Annotated in this window: 14 protein-coding genes, 1 pseudogene and 2 riboswitches; of the genes and pseudogenes, 2 read left to right on the top strand and 13 right to left on the bottom strand. The window is 47.3% G+C overall.

The features are described from left to right. Window positions 1–104: 104 nt before the first annotated feature. Window positions 105–2,795 carry a dynamin family protein gene (locus J9317_RS02665; RefSeq protein WP_211556306.1) on the bottom strand — a complete coding sequence of 897 codons (2,691 nt, stop codon included), beginning with the start codon at window positions 2,793–2,795 and terminating at the stop codon, window positions 105–107. Window positions 2,796–3,365: 570 nt separating this feature from the next. Beyond that, on the bottom strand, window positions 3,366–3,596 hold the full coding sequence (locus tag J9317_RS02660; RefSeq protein WP_211556304.1) for an excisionase family DNA-binding protein: 231 nt from the start codon (window positions 3,594–3,596) through the stop codon (window positions 3,366–3,368). 287 nt (window positions 3,597–3,883) lie between these two features. Continuing rightward, window positions 3,884–3,928: riboswitch (PreQ1 riboswitch) on the top strand. Between the two features lie 7 nt (window positions 3,929–3,935). Here J9317_RS02660 and J9317_RS02655 point away from each other — a divergent pair. Beyond that, entirely contained in the window at window positions 3,936–4,421 is a 486-nt protein-coding gene (locus tag J9317_RS02655) for a QueT transporter family protein (RefSeq protein WP_211556302.1), read from the top strand. Window positions 4,422–4,466: 45 nt separating this feature from the next. On the opposite strand, the gene J9317_RS02650 is transcribed toward J9317_RS02655, so the two are convergent. From J9317_RS02650 to J9317_RS02605, 10 genes are all read right to left on the bottom strand, one after another. Continuing rightward, window positions 4,467–5,915, bottom strand: a complete 1,449-nt coding sequence (locus J9317_RS02650; RefSeq protein ID WP_211556300.1) for an NAD(P)H-binding protein — start codon at window positions 5,913–5,915, stop codon at window positions 4,467–4,469. Between the two features lie 82 nt (window positions 5,916–5,997). Further along, window positions 5,998–6,735 (bottom strand): UDP-galactose-lipid carrier transferase, encoded by a 738-nt coding sequence (locus tag J9317_RS02645; RefSeq protein ID WP_211556298.1) that lies wholly within the window; start codon window positions 6,733–6,735, stop codon window positions 5,998–6,000. 74 nt (window positions 6,736–6,809) lie between these two features. After that, window positions 6,810–7,391, bottom strand: a complete 582-nt coding sequence (locus J9317_RS02640) for a LysE family translocator (protein WP_211556296.1) — start codon at window positions 7,389–7,391, stop codon at window positions 6,810–6,812. Beyond that, on the bottom strand, window positions 7,378–8,004 hold the full coding sequence (locus tag J9317_RS02635) for a LysE family translocator (protein ID WP_211556294.1): 627 nt from the start codon (window positions 8,002–8,004) through the stop codon (window positions 7,378–7,380). The genes J9317_RS02640 and J9317_RS02635 overlap by 14 nt, the downstream gene beginning before the upstream one ends. Further along, a complete protein-coding gene (locus J9317_RS02630; protein ID WP_211556291.1) occupies window positions 8,005–8,463 on the bottom strand; it encodes an Lrp/AsnC family transcriptional regulator in 459 nt (152 codons plus the stop codon). 105 nt (window positions 8,464–8,568) lie between these two features. Then, window positions 8,569–8,973, bottom strand: coding sequence for a DUF3021 domain-containing protein (locus J9317_RS02625; protein ID WP_211556289.1), 405 nt, complete (start codon window positions 8,971–8,973; stop codon window positions 8,569–8,571). Then, window positions 8,963–9,421 carry a LytTR family DNA-binding domain-containing protein gene (locus tag J9317_RS02620; protein ID WP_211556287.1) on the bottom strand — a complete coding sequence of 153 codons (459 nt, stop codon included), beginning with the start codon at window positions 9,419–9,421 and terminating at the stop codon, window positions 8,963–8,965. Before J9317_RS02620 ends, J9317_RS02625 begins: the two co-directional genes overlap by 11 nt. Window positions 9,422–9,573: 152 nt before the next feature. Next, on the bottom strand, window positions 9,574–10,557 hold the full coding sequence (locus tag J9317_RS02615; RefSeq protein WP_211556285.1) for an ABC transporter permease: 984 nt from the start codon (window positions 10,555–10,557) through the stop codon (window positions 9,574–9,576). Then, window positions 10,526–12,058 (bottom strand): sugar ABC transporter ATP-binding protein, encoded by a 1,533-nt coding sequence (locus tag J9317_RS02610; RefSeq protein WP_211556283.1) that lies wholly within the window; start codon window positions 12,056–12,058, stop codon window positions 10,526–10,528. Before J9317_RS02610 ends, J9317_RS02615 begins: the two co-directional genes overlap by 32 nt. Before the next feature lie 19 nt (window positions 12,059–12,077). Then, on the bottom strand, window positions 12,078–13,151 hold the full coding sequence (locus J9317_RS02605; protein WP_211556281.1) for a sugar ABC transporter substrate-binding protein: 1,074 nt from the start codon (window positions 13,149–13,151) through the stop codon (window positions 12,078–12,080). A gap of 125 nt (window positions 13,152–13,276) precedes the next feature. Further along, a riboswitch (SAM riboswitch) is annotated at window positions 13,277–13,439 on the bottom strand. Window positions 13,440–13,550: 111 nt separating this feature from the next. Here J9317_RS02605 and J9317_RS20480 point away from each other — a divergent pair. Further along, window positions 13,551–13,709, top strand: a pseudogene (locus J9317_RS20480) (hypothetical protein); the annotation flags it as partial. Between the two features lie 168 nt (window positions 13,710–13,877). Here the strand turns inward: J9317_RS20480 and J9317_RS02600 are convergent. After that, a complete protein-coding gene (locus tag J9317_RS02600) occupies window positions 13,878–16,337 on the bottom strand; it encodes a YhgE/Pip family protein (RefSeq protein ID WP_211556280.1) in 2,460 nt (819 codons plus the stop codon). Window positions 16,338–16,445 lie beyond the last annotated feature (108 nt).

Genomic DNA, 16,445 nt, shown 5'->3' with positions numbered 1-16,445 from the left:
AATTAAGGAAGCAGGATAAGGAACTGCCCCGGGAAACGGGTCCTGATAAAGCGAAAGAAACCGGCCAGACTGCGCTGCCCGATTTCATGATCACGTTATTGTTTTTACCGGCTGCCAAGAAGCATCCATTCATATTGGCGAAGGCGCAATTCAAAGAGAGTAAGAGACTCCTTGAATGTCCCCTGATTGTTTTTCATATCCAGCAATTTGCTTTGTTTCGCTGCGATTTCCGCCTGTGTTTCGATAACCGTCTGTTTCAGGACATCGTCCGGGTTTTGGAAAAACAGCGACAGGTCACGATCAATTCCATTTTCAAATACGTCAAATGGCAATAAGAATTTGGTGATGATGGATTCTGTCAGCTCCGTGTAATCCTCATTCTCAATGTATTGAGTATAGCGGTTAATCATCACGGTTTTATTTTGGGCAATGGCATTGATCAGTTTCCCTGCACTTTTCAATAGAAACTGTGAAGGCGTATGCCGCAGAAGAATATTTACTTTCTCGAGCTGAACACCGCTTGTCATACGCTGAACGTCACGCCGCCAATCCTCGGCGATTTTGAAATCGCAGGCAAGCTCCATCCGGTCTGTTTCAAAGAGCTTGTTGAAGCCGGAGCTCATTTCATCAAGGAAGGCCTGGCTGTGCATCAATTCTTCATGGGAAGAAGCAATCCACTCGTACAGGGAATCACGGTACATCGGCAGCACCGTATCCTCCATATATAGCTGGATGCGCTGATTCATCTCTTCGTTCAGCTGCAGATGAATTTTTCCAAAATCACTGTCCTCGCGCACAAGCTTCGAGCAGGCGCGGATCATTTCCGGAATTTTCACCGTCATGTCCTGTCTGATTTCTGACTTTACTGTATGGAAATAGCGGCGTATTTCTGCCGATTTTTCTTTTTCTAAATCTTCAAGCTGATGAATGGCTCCATTCAGCTTAGAGACCATATCCTCATTCCAGGCAATGGATTTCTCAAGCGCCCGCTCATGATCGAGACGCTTATCGAAAAGATCTGTAATCGTCGTCCGGATGATATAGAGTAGCTTAGCCACGCGGTTCTCCATTCTTGCCTGCTCAAAATTCACATTGAAGAATTCGTTGAACCTGGCAAGCTGCTGACTGCTCTTATAGTGGGAAGAATAAGCAAACACTTTTGAATCCGGGAAGACCGCTGCAATTCTTTCCTCTGTGTCCTCTAATACCCTGCGCGCTTCTTCCTCCCCATAAATCGTGTCCATTTTATTCAAAATGAAATGGATTGGCATGTCTGGAGCAAGATCCCGTATCCTCAAGAGGAACTCGGCCTCCTGTGGAGTGAACGGTGCATTGGCAGAAAGAATAAACAGCAGGCTGTCCGCAAGATTGATATATTGATGCACTTCATTTCTTCCGCCCATCCGGCTGTTGAAGCCAGGGGAATCAATCATCGCCAAGCCATGCTTTCTTAAAAATGCAGAAGGCAGGCTATACTCAATAAAGCGTTCGCTTCCCTGTGTACTGTCTGCCCCCCGGGCTGAAGCCACTTCCCTGATTTCCGTCTCATGATGGTCTCTCACAATCACTACGGTTGAGCTTTCCTCACCAAGCACCGGCTCATCAAGAACTGAATTGATAAAGGAGGATTTCCCCGAGCTTGCTGAACCGGCGACTAACAGCTGGCGTGTATTCAAATCGAGCAGCTCCTCGACCATCCAGTTTGCCTGCTGGCCAATCTCCACTTCATTTTCTAGACTCCACTTCTTGACTGCGTCAAACAGTTCAACGGTTTCTTCCAAGCCGGAAATACTATTTGTTTTCCAGCTTACAAGGTTTTCAGCCTGATAAACCTGATTGCCGGGAATGCTGTCCGGAAAAAGATCATTCCAGGCAAGAACTGCCGCTGATGATAGAATAGCATGAGTGGAGTCTGACATAGTCAGCCAGTTTACGAGGAAGCCCGGCAGTACGCTTGAAAGCTCCTTCGTTGTGTAACGGCCGCTGATCAAGTGCAGATACGTTTCCTCATGCCGCTTCGACAGCTTTCTCCAGGAATGCGTCTGCTCTCCTTGCAGCGTTTGAAAGACGTTATTAAAATTATTCAGCCATGGCAGATATGCAGGCTGTCCTGTGTAGGAATTCCATAAAGAAAGGACGAGTTCCTCAAAATGACCCGGGCTCACCTGGTGCAGACTCACAAGGGCATCATTAAAATAAGAAGGCTCGAACCGCTCAGTCAGTCCGCGGTCTATGTATGACTTAAGAACCTCTGCCCAATCGAGGGACTGGGTGCGAATGGTTTCATTTGAAGCAAGCTCCACGGCGTTTTCCCAATCCTCATGCTCTTCAAAAAAAGCACGGGCGATCAATGAGATATTCTGATAATCTGGATCGAGCGCCACCGCTTTTTTAATGGAATAAACCGCTGCATCCTGCTTCTCCTGCTGCAGGTACAAGGAGAACAGCTGCAAGGCTACCTCCACCTTTAAAACGAGGCTCTCCGTTTCGATGCTTTTATATAAATCCAAAGCGGAGGCATCCATGCCAAGCTCCATATAAGCATCAGCCATGTTTTTTCTTGCCCACTGATCGAGCCCGTTCGAGATATGCTCCCATTTAAAGATCGCTGCTTCATAATCCTTGTTGTGGAAATAAACCTCGCCCTGGGCAAAGCGGATTTCCGACGCATCCCCATCCTCTTTTATATGCTCCTCAAGCAGCATCGTCCCCAATACCTGGACCGGATGCACTCCCGTATCCGGTGCCAGCTCTTCAAAATATGTTTTCTTGCTTAAACGCGTTTCTGCAGTCATGATTTTCCTCCAAAAAATAGAGTATGTATGATTCAATTTCCCTGTCTAAGATTCATTTACACATCCTAGGTATCTATTTTCATATTTTATCACTGATTTTTTTCATGACATTGCAAGAGGATTTCATTTTCAATACAGATAAGACACACGTGTAAAATTTACGGTTTGATTTTCCAACTAGTATGGGTTATTAATAAAATCCCTGCTAAACTTGGCTGTTGATTTCCGCTGCAGGCGTTCGTTTACGGCGGGGCAGGGGCTGTGCATGGATTTTGTGTGCAGTGCAGTGCGGTGCAAGCCAGCACTGACCCCCGCTGCACCACCGCATCAAGGGGCAGAGCAGCAACCCTGCAATCCCTTGCAGCACTATGCACTTCCAGCGCAAGGGACGGAGCTTTACTCCTTTACCGAACCTGGGGTCAGTGCAACACAGAAACTGATTAGTCTCCACGAACCACAATCTGTATAAAACAGGAACTAATCTCCCTCCCGGACCCACATTCCGCACAAAACCCCGATCCATTATAAACCTTGTTCTCCTTTATGTTCCCGCGGCATTTTTATGTTAAATCAATCCTCATCCTTCACATCCGGATCCTCCGGAATCGGTTCATTTCTCCACTCCTCCAGCTGCTTCTTGGCCTTCTCAAGCTGGTCCAAGTGTCCGTTAAATTGCTCTTTATTAATCATATAAACCTGTCCGTCAAATACATAGCGGATTCTGTTCTGATGAACAAGCGCCTCAATATACGTCTCTGGCAGGGAAAGATATTCGGCTGTTTCTTTAATCGTTAAATACACACGGAATTCCTCCTCTATGGGGTTTATTATAACGAATTGGGGGAGGATGGGTAAATAGGGGCTCCCGGGCGGCCCCCCTTATACTTTGCTGCGGAGGATAACGGAAAAACTGGACGTCCTCAGAGTTTGGTCGAATATAAACGGAAATTTGTTTTTTATGCACGGGGTTTTGTCGTTTATCAACGGGCTTCTGTCGAATTGCGACCGCACGGTACATATCGGCAAAAAAAAACACCCCAGCAACTTTCTATTTACAATTTTTTTCATCCATACTATAATAACTTCTTTCGGCCGTGGTTCGAGATCCTCCCACGCTAAAAAACTAAGGAGTAGAAGAATATGAATATTAGAACTCTGTCAGCCAATGCTATTTTGGCTGCGATTTATATCGCGGTTTCAACGCTGATTCAGCCGATTGCCTTTTCCAACATTCAGTTCCGTATACCGGAGATGCTGAACCACCTTGTTGTATTTAATAAAAAATACATCTATGGAATTGTGCTCGGTGTGTTTATATCCAATTTGATCTGGTCGCCAATGAAGGGCTTCGATCTGATTTTCGGAACAGGCCAATCGGTCATTGCCCTTCTCATTACGATCCTTGCTTCAAAATATATCCGAAACACATGGGCGCTTATGGCTGTGAACACACTCGTCTTTACGTTCACGATGTTCATCATTGCATGGGAGCTTCATATCGCTCTAGGCTTCCCGTTCTGGATTACATGGGCCACCACCGCAGCAGGCGAGTTTGTCGTCATGGCGGCCGGTATGCCAATTATTCAGGCCTTGAACAAACGGCTTCGTTTCGATGCACGCGATTAACAGAGAAAAGCTGCTCCTCACACTGGGAAGCAGCTTTTTTTATCGCTAATTCATATGCACAACCCGTTTGACCGGACCATCCTGCTGATGCTCCTCCTTCTTATCTATCAAATAGAGCAGATGCCGCTTATACAAATACATGACCGCGATATGAACATTTGCCTGGGTTAGACGGTAAATCAGCCACGGCAGAGATGGCTGATATTCATGGATAGCGATGATGCATTCCTGGGTTCCTGGAATTTGCCTGAACTCAATCCTGCCCTTGCTTCCTTCCGTCATCTTGGAAAACGTGCCTCCGGTAATGCGGTAGAGCGCCCGATTGGAGGAGCTTCGATCAGGTGCATAGGTAAGCTCCATAATCGGCTTTTTCCAGCCGGCAAGTGAGAAACGGCTGACTCTGTTTGCATCCGATTCAACCTTCAAAAACGGACGTGCCAGTCCGGCAAGCCATTTCATATAGTAATCCCCTGCCCAATCAGCATCCTTCCCTTCCGGAAGCAGGATGCGCTGGACAGATCGGACATCAGAAACATCCGATTTTTTAGAAGAGGAGGACTTGGATTTCTTTTCCTCTTCCTTTTTCTCCTCTTCAAGTGCAAACTGTGCTGCTTCTTTAAAAGGAGTCTGCCCGTAGCTGATTTCATCGTCCATGTTTTCCTCTTGCGCGACCATTGGGTGCTTCAGACTTTCGATAAGCGGATAGGCGATGTCTTTCGGCGACTGAGTGATCAGGCTTACCCATAGGCGCGATAAGGTGACCGTCATAAACGGAACATCCATGGTTCGGGTGCTCCGGCCCATCACTTCTGCAGTCTGCTGCATCATTTCCTTGTATGACATCACTTCGGGACCGCCGACATCAATGGATTTTCCAGAAAGCCTTTTGTTCCCTATGCTTGTTTTCAAGGCTGTCAGGACATCCTTCAGGGCAATCGGATGCGTCTTCGTCCTTGTCCATTTAGGCAGGAGCATCGCCGGAAGCCGTTTAACAAGCTTCGTCAAAATCGGGAACGAAGAACCTTTGGGACCGACTATGAGACCTGCGCGGATCGTTGTAACCGGTGTGCCGTATGCACCCAGTACCTTTTCTACCTCGAGTCTGCTTTTCAAATGGCGCGACAGCTCCTCTGTATCCTGCGGAATGATTCCGCTCATATAGATGATCTGCTTTACGCCGTTCTTTTTCGCTGCTCTTGCAAAGTTATCGGCCAAAATCAAATCCATGTCCTCGAATTTCGCCTGCGTCAGTTTAGCAGACGGCATCATCGAATGGACAAGGTAGACGGCATAATCCGCTCCTTCTAACCCTTTTTCTGCCGAATCAAGCGAGTACAAATCGCATGAGCGCCATTCCACATGCTCACTGTTTTCACGGTCATCTCCGTTTCTCGATAGTGCAATGACATCCGAATATCCCGTTAATTTTTGCAGCAAATTGTTTCCGATATATCCGCTTGCGCCGGTCAGGGCAATTTTTTCGCGCTGTTCCATTATCACTCACTCCGCTCCGCGTAAAATCGTTCTTCTATAATATTTCCTTTAATAAGGGAGCGTTAAACGGCACGGAGCGCATTCAAAGGTAATCCTTGAGAGAAATTCCTTTTTCCGCCGCTTTCATTTCCATTGCCTGCGTAACAAGCTGGAGGGTTTTAACCCGAGCAAATTTCTTATCTTCGCCTTCGACCACATGCCATGGAGCTTCGTCCGTATTCGTCCGCTTTAGCATTTCTTCAACTGCCGGGACATAATCCTCCCATTTTTCACGGTTGCGCCAGTCTTCATCAGTGATTTTCCATTTCTTCAAAGGATTCTTCTCCCGCTCCTTAAAGCGCTTCAGCTGTTCATCCTTGGAAATATGGAACCAAAACTTTTGAACAATAAAATCTTCATCCGTCATTAATTTTTCAAACTGATTGATTTGCTCAAAAGCTCTCATCCACTCTTTTTCAGCCGCGAATTTTTCTACCCTCTCTACAAGAACACGTCCATACCAGGAACGGTCAAATATCGTAATTCCGCCCTTTTTGGGCATGTTCGTCCAAAAACGGTGAAGATAGTGGCGGTCCTTTTCCTCCTGCGTCGGGGCTGACACCGGGTGAACGTTATAGCCCCTGGGGTCAAGCCCTTCGGCAATTCTTTTGATGGATCCGCCTTTACCGGCAGCATCCCAGCCCTCAAACACAAGAACGCAGCCAATTTTATGTTCAACGAGTGCCCGCTGCAATCCTAGCAGTTTCAGCTGAAGCGCCTTCAGCTCGCTTTTATACTCCTTATCACTAATCGTTTGAGATAAATCAATTGTATCTAGCATCTCTCAACCCTCCATAATAAGTTCATCGTTACCGTTCTTTTCCCTCCGCTGATGAAAAAAAACGCAGCCGGCGTTTAAAATGCCAGCACTCCAAGGAGAACGATTAATGCTCCAGCAGCCTTATTGATGAACGAAAGGTGCGGTACGATTCTTTTCTTGAAGGCACTCACTCCAATGGACAGAATCATCCACCAGAAGGACGCTCCGAGAAACACCCCTCCTATTAAAGCAAAACTGGAATCAAGCCCCTTATCAAACCCGAGGCCTGTAAACATGGCCGCAAAGTTCAGGATTGCAGCAGGATTGGTGATCATTAGCAAAAACGTAGAAGCGTACATTCTGAACAGCGTCTCTCCCTCTAATTGCGCCGCATTGCTGGCAGGTTTTTTTAAGAACGTTTTAACCCCTAGATATATTAAAAATGCAGAACCGAATATCTTTAGATAAAGTTCATATTTCAGAAGAAAGGAAGAGACCATTGAAAACCCAAACGCCGCGATGGCTGCATAGATGATATTCGCTGTGACTGCCCCAAATCCCGTTAAAAAGCCCGCGCTTTTTCCCTTTGACAGTGTCCGCTGAATGCACAAGATTCCGATTGGCCCAACTGGTGCGGAAACGGAAAAACCAAGGATAAACGCTTTAAGAAAGAGCATAAATTGCACCTGCCAAAAAGAAGATTCCAAACAAAATCATAACTCCGCCTGATATTCGGTTAATAACCGTTAACGAGTTTTCCCCCATCTGCTCTCTGAACCATTCCGCACTAAACGATAGGATTCCCCACCACAAAGCAGATCCAGAAAAAATACCAAATACAAGAGTGAGTGCTGACGCGGCCGCGCCGTCCGAAACGATAATACCGGACGCTCCTAAGATTGCGGCAAAGGATAAAATCGTCATTGGATTGGCCAACGTGAGAAGGAAGCTTGAAAAATAGCTCACCGCAATATTCTGCCCTGAAGCATGCGCAGCCTTTTGTGAAGGCCTGGAGAGGATGGTTTTCACCCCCAAGTAAAGCAGAAAAATAACACCAAGCAATTGAATCCACAGCTGGTATCCAATGAGCACATCAGAAATGACCGTCAGACCTAAGCCTGCAATCAAACCGTACACGGCATCGGCTGATGCGGCACCTAACCCCGTTGCAAAACCGGATGCTTTTCCTTGCGCAAGTGTCCTCTGAATGCACAAAACCCCGATTGGCCCCACTGGTGCTGCAATCGAAAGACCAATCAGCATCCCTTTAATAGTTAGCAGGATATCCATTTATCTTCCTTTATGGATGGGCAGCCGGGTTGTTTCTTTTGCCGTATCCATTACAATGGTTGTTTTTGTTCGAATGATTCCTTCCAGTCCCTTAATTTCCTGACTGATTACACGATCCAGATCCTTCGTATTCCGGCAGCGGATTTTCAGGAGGTAGTCATCTTCCCCTGCAATATGATGGCATTCCTGAACCTCTGCCAACTGATTCATTAACTCCAGAAAGGGAGTTCTATGTTCAGGGCGGGCTAAAGAGACCGCTACGAATGCTGTTAACTCACACCCTGCTAAATCGGGATCAATTACAGCTCCGAATTTCTTAATAACCCCCTGCTCCTGCAGACGGCTGACCCTCTCTGCTGTGGCAGGAGCTGATAATCCGATTCGGGCAGCAAGATCCGCCCATTTTATTCTGGAATTGTCCATTAACACCTCAATAATCTTTGAATCAAATGAATCCAATTACTTTCACCTTCTTTATATAACATAAAACGTATAATAACCTATTATTCGAAGGTTTATCAACTGCTAAAAAACCGGCACCTCATCGATGCCGGTGTCGAACTCCTACTTTCTCAGTGAAGAATTCATCGCCGATTCCATTCTTTTCAAATAGCTTCGCATGGCAAACCAAATGATAAAGTAAATCACGGCAAAGCATGCGGCCGCAAGGGAAGCAGCAGCTGCCGTCATTGGAACCCATCCCGTAAAAATGGCGACCGTAAAATAAGCTGTGATGGAAAGAAGGAAGTGACAGACTAACTGTTTGAGAGGACTCCATTTTTCATAATCAAAAATGAGAGAGGAAACCCCGAAGTATATACCGATTATCATACTTCCCAGCATATGCTTCCATATTTCAGAAACCGCTACGCTGATATCCATTCCGATCAATGCCGACAATGCCCCAAACGTTATTAATGCAGAAATGCCAAGCCCGATTAAACTTCTCTGAAGGATTTCAACTGCCATTCTTAAAACCTCCCATTAATTTGTCCTTTACCGCGCCTGCAAAGCTCCTTGAAACATACTCCTTATTGCCGCTGTAAAAATAAACACATAGATTTCCGTTGAACGAAAGCTCAAATTTCTCAACTTGATGCAAGTTTCCAATCACCGATTTTGAAAACCGGGTAAAAAACCTCGGAGCAAGCATTGCTTCTACTTCATACAGCTTCATCTTTAACTCAATCCGCTGCTGGTCGGCGGCTGCAATAATTTTTCTGTTTTCCGAATACACAAAATCTACCTTCGCCGGATCCAGTAATATGGACTGCTCATCCTTCACCCCGATGAGCCTGCCCGGCTGGGAGGCCTTGACGCGTTTCACCAGCTCTTCAAGCTCAGTCGTCCACTCCTTCGCCTGAATGGTTATAACGGTCTCCTCCATCGCCCCATCTATTTCAATCATCACCTTCATCGCAGCACCTCAGTTCTTTTCTTGTCTTCATTATGTATAGCGGGAGATGTTATTTCTTTTAAAATAGCATAAGATGACAGGATTTGGGGGTGAGCTGCCAGTTTTTGAGGATGAAAAAAACGGCCAGCCCAAGGCCACCCGTTTTTCTACTATTAAACTCTCTTCTTAACATGAAAATACGTAACCGCCAATGCCAGTACTAAAACCGTTCCTTTTACAATTTCAAACGCATAATAAGGAAGATTCATCATCGTGAGACCGTTGAGCAGCACTCCGATCAGTGCCGCCCCAAAGAAAGTCCCGAGAGCATTGGGCTTTCCGGCTCCGAGGACGGAGAAGCCGACGAATACAGCGGCGACCGCTTCCATGAGCATGGAGGCACCGGCGTCGATTTGGCCTGAGCCGACACGGGCAGCAAATAGAATACCTGCCATCGATGCGAAGACGCCAGATACTGTATAGGCTGCGAATTTCACTTTATTCACGCTGATCCCTGACAGCCTTGCTGCTTCTGCGTTCCCGCCGGTCATGTACAGGATGCGTCCCCAGCGGGTATGGTTGAGGATCCAATAAACGATGGCGGTAAAGAGAAGCATGATGAGAACCGGGACAGGCACACCGGCAATCTGTCCCTGTCCGATCCACAGGAACGATTTGTAAAACTCTCCGGGTGCCGTGCCTCCGGCTGTCAGCGGCATATGGCTGTAAATCGAGTATCCTTCCGTGTACGTCCGGTGAATCCCGGTAACGATGTACATGGCACCTAGTGTCGCCAGCAGATCCGGTATGCCGATTTTAACGATTAAGATAGAATTAAAGATTCCAACCAAAATTCCGACTCCGATTGGCAGGAGCAAGACGAGCCATAGCGGCAGCTCATACCATACCATGAGAGAGGAGGAAATGACGGTGGCAAGCGACATCGTTGCTCCAACCGACAAATCAAACCCGTCTACGATGAGTGTGAACGTTACGCCAAGGGCAAGCAGCGTAACGATCGAAATCGAACGCAGAATATCTGATAGATTGCCATACGAGAAAAAGGCGTGGTTTACAAAGCTAAAATAAATTAAGATAACCGCCATCAGAACGACGGCGCCGTATTTATACAAAAACCCGATGAGCTTTTCCTTCATGGATGTCTTCCTTTCCACCGCTTGCGTAAAGCAGAATCTTGTCCTGTGTGGCTTCTTCTTTTGTCAGCTCTTTGACGATCCTGCCGTCATACATAATGAGAATCCGATCAGCGATGCCTAGAATTTCGTTCATTTCGCACGAAAAATAGAGAACCGCTTTTCGTGCTTCGGTTAATCGGCGGATGAGCTGGAATAGATCTTTTTTCGCTCCGATGTCGACCCCCTTGGTCGGTTCATCAAACAAATAAACCCTTGCGTCTCCATACATCCATTTGCCGATTGCAACCTTTTGCTGATTTCCTCCGCTTAAGTTTTCAGCAGGCGTCAAAGGAGAGTCCGCTTTGATTCCAAGCTCCGTGATGACCTGTTCAGCATGCTGTTTCTCTTTTTTCCGGTTCATTTTTAAAAACGAAGAGAAGGATTTCAAATGAGGAAACGACATGTTTTCCTGGATGGACTCATGAATGAAGAGCCCCTCCTTTCTCCGCTCCTCCGGGATTAGCGCGAATCCTGCTTTAATGGCTTCAGAAGGCTCCTTAATCCGATAAGGCTTCCCGTCTAAGAGAACCTTGCCTTTCTTCCAGTTGTTCAGCCCGAAAAGCGTTTTGGCAAGCTCTGTTTTTCCCGCTCCGACTAATCCGGCAACTGCGACGACTTCCCCCGCTGAAACAGAGAACGAAATGCCCTTCAGGCGCTCTTCATCCTCCAGCCCATCTACTTGGAGAAGGGTTCGGCCGATCTCCGTTCCCTCCTCCTGCATTTCCTGGGTGAGGGCACGGCCCAGCATGGTCTCGATAATCTGCTCCTGCGTGACCTCTGCTGTTTCAAATGTTTGAATAGTGCTTCCGTCTCTCATTACCGTAATCCGATTGCAAAGCTCGAATACTTCCGGAAGACGGTGGGAGATAAAGATACAGCCGACTCCCTGCTTCACAAGCCTCTGGATAATCGAGAAAAAATGCTTCGTTTCTTCAATTGACAGCGGTGCCGTCGGTTCATCAAAAATAATGATTTTCGCCTTGCGGACAAGGGCCCGCGCGATGAGAACCATTTGCTTCTGGGCAAGCGTTAATTCAGAAGCCATTTTCATAACCGAAATGCGGTCCTCCTGCAGCAGCTTCAGAGCCTCCTTCGCCTCTCGATTCAGCTTCTTTCGGGAAACCGTCCATTTTTTGGAGGAGGAGAAGGAGTCGAGCATGATGTTGTCAGCGACCGACAGCTGAGGAACGAGCGCTGTATCCACTTCCTGGTACACACAGTCGATTCCGAGTTCCTTCGCTTCTTTTGGCGAGCGGATCTGAACGGGCTGCCCGTTTACAAAAATTTCGCCGCCATCCTGCGTATAGGCACCTGACAGGATTTTCATCAGCGTGCTTTTCCCCGCTCCATTCGCTCCAAGCAGCGCACGAACTTCCCCGCTTTTCAGTTCAAAATGCGCATCCTTCAGCGCCTTAACACGGCCGAATGATTTGGAGATGTTTTTCATTTGCAGAAGGCTCATCCTTCTCCCTCCTTCTCTGTTATTTTCCTTCTTCCAGCTTTTTCAGCTTATCCGTATACCCCTGCTCGCTTTTTCCCCAGCCTTCCACGTGCTGATCCAGGTCATTCGTTGTCACCTGCTCCTTCGGAAGGGCTTCCTTCGTCACAAATACCGGCTTCAATTTCACTTTTTCCTCCACGCTGTCCCCATTGATTTTCTGATAAGCGTAACGGACCTGAATGCGTCCGATGTCTTTCGGATCGACAGCGGCAGAAGCGACCCATGGGCTGTTTTCCTTTTGGATCATCTGAAGATCCTCATCACTCATGTCAATTCCATACACTTTAATATCCGTTCTTCCCGCCTGCTCAAGAGCACGAACCGCCCCTTTTGCAAATTCATCCCAGGCTGCCCAAACAGCTGTAATCTCGCCTTTATTCGGATACTGCTTCAGGATCGCTTCCATCTGGGCCTGTGTATCGAGAGCCGTGTTTTGGGTTGCGGCACCAAATGCGGCCACTTCCTTAATGCCTGTGTTTTCTTTCAAAAATTGCTGATACGCGATCTGGCGGCGTTCCATCGGAGCAAATCCGGCCACCCAGATTTTCACGATGTTCGCTTTTCCGCCTGAATCTTTAGCCAGCTGATCAAGCGTCATCTGTGCCATTTGCTGGTCACCCTGTTCAATCGACGTTACACCCTTTGATTCCACCCCTGCATCAAACGCAACAACCGGAATGTTTTTGCTGATCGCTTTTTCGACACCGGCAGTCAGCGCTTCCTTCGTTCCGTGATCAATCAGAATCGCGTCAAACCCTTGATTAACCGCGGCATCCACATTGGACGCCATTTTTGCCAGATCGCCGTCAGATGTGAACACAACGGTTTGGCCGCCAAACTTTTCGGTCTGCTCTTTAACGCCTTCTATGTATTGAGCTGAGAACGTTCCAAGGTTCTGCTGCATAATAAGGGCGATTTTCTTTCCTGCAAGCGGATTGTCTTTGCTTGCCTTTGCTTTTGTTCCTGCCTGCTCGCCCACTTTCGGCTGGCATCCTGCAAGCATGGCGAGAATGAGAAGCGCTGCCAGAAGGATCTTTGCATATTTTTTTGTCATGATCTTACTCCCCCTAATAGAAATATTCCGGACGTTCTTTCGAGGGCTTTTCTTACCGGAAAAATAGGAAAAGCCCCTTTCTCATAAAGAAAGAGGCTTGAAGAATTAAAGTCGTCTTCTAAAGCCTCTTATCTCTCAGAAAGTAAAAACCTTTCTGTTGGAATTAGCACCGTGCCTTCAGGGTCAAAACCCTGGCGCGTCTTGCTTTCGCGCCCCGTCTCGCGACGGAATTACGGTCGGTTGCTGGGCATCATAGGGCCAAATCCCTCCGCCTGCTCTGGATAAGAGTGCAATCTGAATAGTATGAAATTTTATTTCCTGAGCTGAATGTTATCACCATTTTTTACAGCCTGCAACATTTTTTTGAAAAAACTTTCAATTCACTCGGGAGTAAATGGGTTTTGCCACAGGATTGCTGGAAATGCCTGCTTTATGCTGAAAGTGAATTTTGAAGGTCTTCAAAAAACTGAGGAGTTTATCAACGGCATTTCCAGCCTGGCTCAAACCGTCACACACAAGTGGAGACGGCATTCCGGTTTAAAGAATAGGCTATGTTAAAGCATTATGTTGATGAGACGCAAGCGGGAGCAGCCGGACAGGTGAGACCCCGCAGGCTCACCGCCAGTCCAAGGATAAGCGAACGCCTGCTAGCTGCAATCAACAGCCAAGTTTAACAGAGCTAAAGAATAAGAGAACCAGTCCGAAAACTGGTTCTCTCTCTTTCTCTTATGCCTTGAGCTCCGAATTTTCATCCGCTGCACGACCAGGAAGAAAGATCGTTACAGCAGATAAAATTCCAAATACAAGGGCAAAACCAATCAATACCCATACACTTCCCCAAAGCAAATTTGAATCCCCCAGTGAGATGACCGCTTTAAACCCGGCAATCGTATAGGTAAACGGAAGCCAGCCGCTGATTGCTTGAACTCCCTCAGGCAGCAGGATGACCGGCAGGCTTGCTCCGGTTGTGGTTATCTGTGCAACAGCCAGAATAAAGGCGAGGAATCGGCCAATGGTTCCTGCAACAGCGGTCAGGGCAAAGATGATAATCATGAAGACGAGACTGACGAAAACAGCGAATAGGATAAAATAGAAAGCGTTTTCAACTTGAAGCTGCAGAATAACTAGAGTAAAGATCGAAAGGACAAGTGCCTGAATGACGGCAAAAATCGCCATTTGGCCAAGCTTGCCCGCATACCAGCCAATGCCGGAGGCTTCTGCAGGCTTTTTGAAATCAGTTACAAAAGTAAGAAGCAAAATGCCAGCGAATAATGCTAATGACAAAATATAAGGTGCGGTTGAGTCACGATAAAATTCATATTCATTTACTGTTTCTGATGCGAGTTTTACAGGTGAGGAGAACATAGAAATGTTGTCGTCCCCCGCTTTAATGCTTCCGGTTTTCTCGGCTCCGCTAGCAAGACCGTCTGCAAGCTGGCCGCTTCCTTCCTTCAGCTTCAGAACGCCGGCGTCAACTTTTGTGACTCCGTCTGTCAGCTGGCTCCAGCCATTCTTGACAGTTTCATTTCCGCCGCTGACTTTAACCAGTCCCGTATGAAGATCTCCCGCTCCTGCGGTAAGGGTCCTCCACCCGGCATCTACTTCCGTGTTTCCGCTGTAGATTTTTTGTGTACCGCCATACAGCTCTGAGACTCCAGACTTCATCTCTTTCCATCCGGAATTCACTGATTGATTTCCGTTGCTTACTTGCGCAGCTCCGGCATTCAATTTTGCAACTGATGAGGTAAGCTCCTTCCAGGAAGAAGAAAGGGCCTGGTTTCCATTTGCAATCGCTTTTGATCCGGCCGCAAGCTTTGCTGCCCCTCCGCTCACCCGGGCTTGTCCTTCTTTTAGCTTTGTCATGCCGGCGGCCAGGGCATTCGCACCGTCTGACGCTTGTTTGACGCCGCCTGCTACTTGTGCGGTTCCTTCTTTCAAGAGTTTCGTATTTTTCGTAATGCTTTCTGTACCGCCTGCTACAATTTTGCTTGTTTCAAGCAGTGTGAGAAATTCACGGTCCGTTTTCAGCTGAGGATTTTTAGCAAGGTACGCTTCCAAACCTTGTGCAAGACCCTTTGCACCGGCAGATACCTGAGCTGCCCCAGCATCCAAATCACTCATGCCTTTTGCCGCCGCGCTGCTCCCAGGCGCAAGGACCGCAAGTCCATCCTTCAGCTGACCGCTTCCCGCTTCCGATTGCTTCAGTCCTTCAAGCACTTGGGCTGCGCCGACATTCAAGTCTCCGGCGCCCTTAGCCGCATCACCTGATCCGGCTGCAAGCTGATCGATTTTCCCTGAGCCCTGCTTTAACGATTGATAGAGCAGCCCTGTTCCATCCTTCACCTGCTTGGAGCCGTCTGCAAGCTTTTCAATGTCTCCGGACTTCCCTGTTAAGGATTCGAGCAGCGTTCCTGTCCCGTCGTTTACCTGTTTCGTACCCGCTGCAAGCTCAGATATACTTCCCTGTTTTGCACTGAGGGAGTCGAGCATCTCCTTTGATCCTGCTTCAAGCTTTTTGGATCCATCCGCCAATGCCGCAATATCCGCAGACTTGCCTGTCAGAGAATCCAGGATCTGGCCTGTCCCTTTTTGAAGCTCTTCGGATCCTGTATAAATTTGATTGGACCCATCTGAACCGGCTGTAAAACCTTCTGAAACCTCTCCAAGCTGTGCGAAAAGTTTTGACGTATAGTTTTCCGTAATTTTATCGCCCAGCTGTTCTCTGATTTTTTCCGCAGCGCCCTTTGTAATTTGAGCGGCAGTAAAGCTTAGCCCCTCATTTTGAATGTAGCGCAGCTCAGGCACCTCCGGATTTTCTCCCAATACGGTTGTCACTTTTTCCGAAAAATTTTCTGGTATTTCAATGACCATGTAGTAGGACTGATCTTTTAGTCCTGCAGCTGCTTCTTCAGAGCTGACAAAATCCCAGCCAAGGCTGCTGCTTTTCTTTAAATCGGCCACTAAGTCATTCCCTGCATTAATCTGCTCATCTCCGGAAGCCGCCCCTTTATCCTTGTTCACGACAGCTACTGGCAGGTTATCCAAGTGATCATATGGACCCGACCTTGAAGAAAGCAGGACCGCTGCATACACAAGCGGTACGAGAAGAACAGCAATCAGGGCCACCAGCATCCCTTTCCTGTTCCCGTTTTGAAGCCTTTCTTTCATCCCCTCAAATCTTCCCATGCACATCCCCCGTTATCCATCTAAATATCTATATACAAAAGTGAATAAGGACTCATTCACTGATATTCTTTATATATACTGAATATTTAGTCAATATTCCTGCCTGTT

The organism is Metabacillus flavus (assembly GCF_018283675.1).
Classification (GTDB): Bacteria; Bacillota; Bacilli; order Bacillales; family Bacillaceae; genus Metabacillus_B; species Metabacillus_B flavus.
The sequence above is the reverse complement of the archived record's forward strand: the minus strand, read 5'-3'. Positions and strand labels throughout refer to the sequence as shown.

Excerpts from the sequence above, each read along its gene's own strand:
- J9317_RS02665 (WP_211556306.1), bottom strand. The coding sequence starts at position 2,795 with ATGACTGCAGAAACGCGTTTAAGCAAGAAAACATATTTTGAAGAGCTG.
- J9317_RS02655 (WP_211556302.1), top strand. The coding sequence starts at position 3,936 with ATGAATATTAGAACTCTGTCAGCCAATGCTATTTTGGCTGCGATTTAT.
- J9317_RS02650 (WP_211556300.1), bottom strand. The coding sequence starts at position 5,915 with ATGGAACAGCGCGAAAAAATTGCCCTGACCGGCGCAAGCGGATATATC.
- J9317_RS02645 (WP_211556298.1), bottom strand. The coding sequence starts at position 6,735 with ATGCTAGATACAATTGATTTATCTCAAACGATTAGTGATAAGGAGTAT.
- J9317_RS02640 (WP_211556296.1), bottom strand. The coding sequence starts at position 7,391 with ATGCTCTTTCTTAAAGCGTTTATCCTTGGTTTTTCCGTTTCCGCACCA.
- J9317_RS02635 (WP_211556294.1), bottom strand. The coding sequence starts at position 8,004 with ATGGATATCCTGCTAACTATTAAAGGGATGCTGATTGGTCTTTCGATT.
- J9317_RS02625 (WP_211556289.1), bottom strand. The coding sequence starts at position 8,973 with ATGGCAGTTGAAATCCTTCAGAGAAGTTTAATCGGGCTTGGCATTTCT.
- J9317_RS02620 (WP_211556287.1), bottom strand. The coding sequence starts at position 9,421 with ATGAAGGTGATGATTGAAATAGATGGGGCGATGGAGGAGACCGTTATA.
- J9317_RS02615 (WP_211556285.1), bottom strand. The coding sequence starts at position 10,557 with ATGAAGGAAAAGCTCATCGGGTTTTTGTATAAATACGGCGCCGTCGTT.
- J9317_RS02610 (WP_211556283.1), bottom strand. The coding sequence starts at position 12,058 with ATGAGCCTTCTGCAAATGAAAAACATCTCCAAATCATTCGGCCGTGTT.
- J9317_RS02605 (WP_211556281.1), bottom strand. The coding sequence starts at position 13,151 with ATGACAAAAAAATATGCAAAGATCCTTCTGGCAGCGCTTCTCATTCTC.
- J9317_RS02600 (WP_211556280.1), bottom strand. The coding sequence starts at position 16,337 with ATGGGAAGATTTGAGGGGATGAAAGAAAGGCTTCAAAACGGGAACAGG.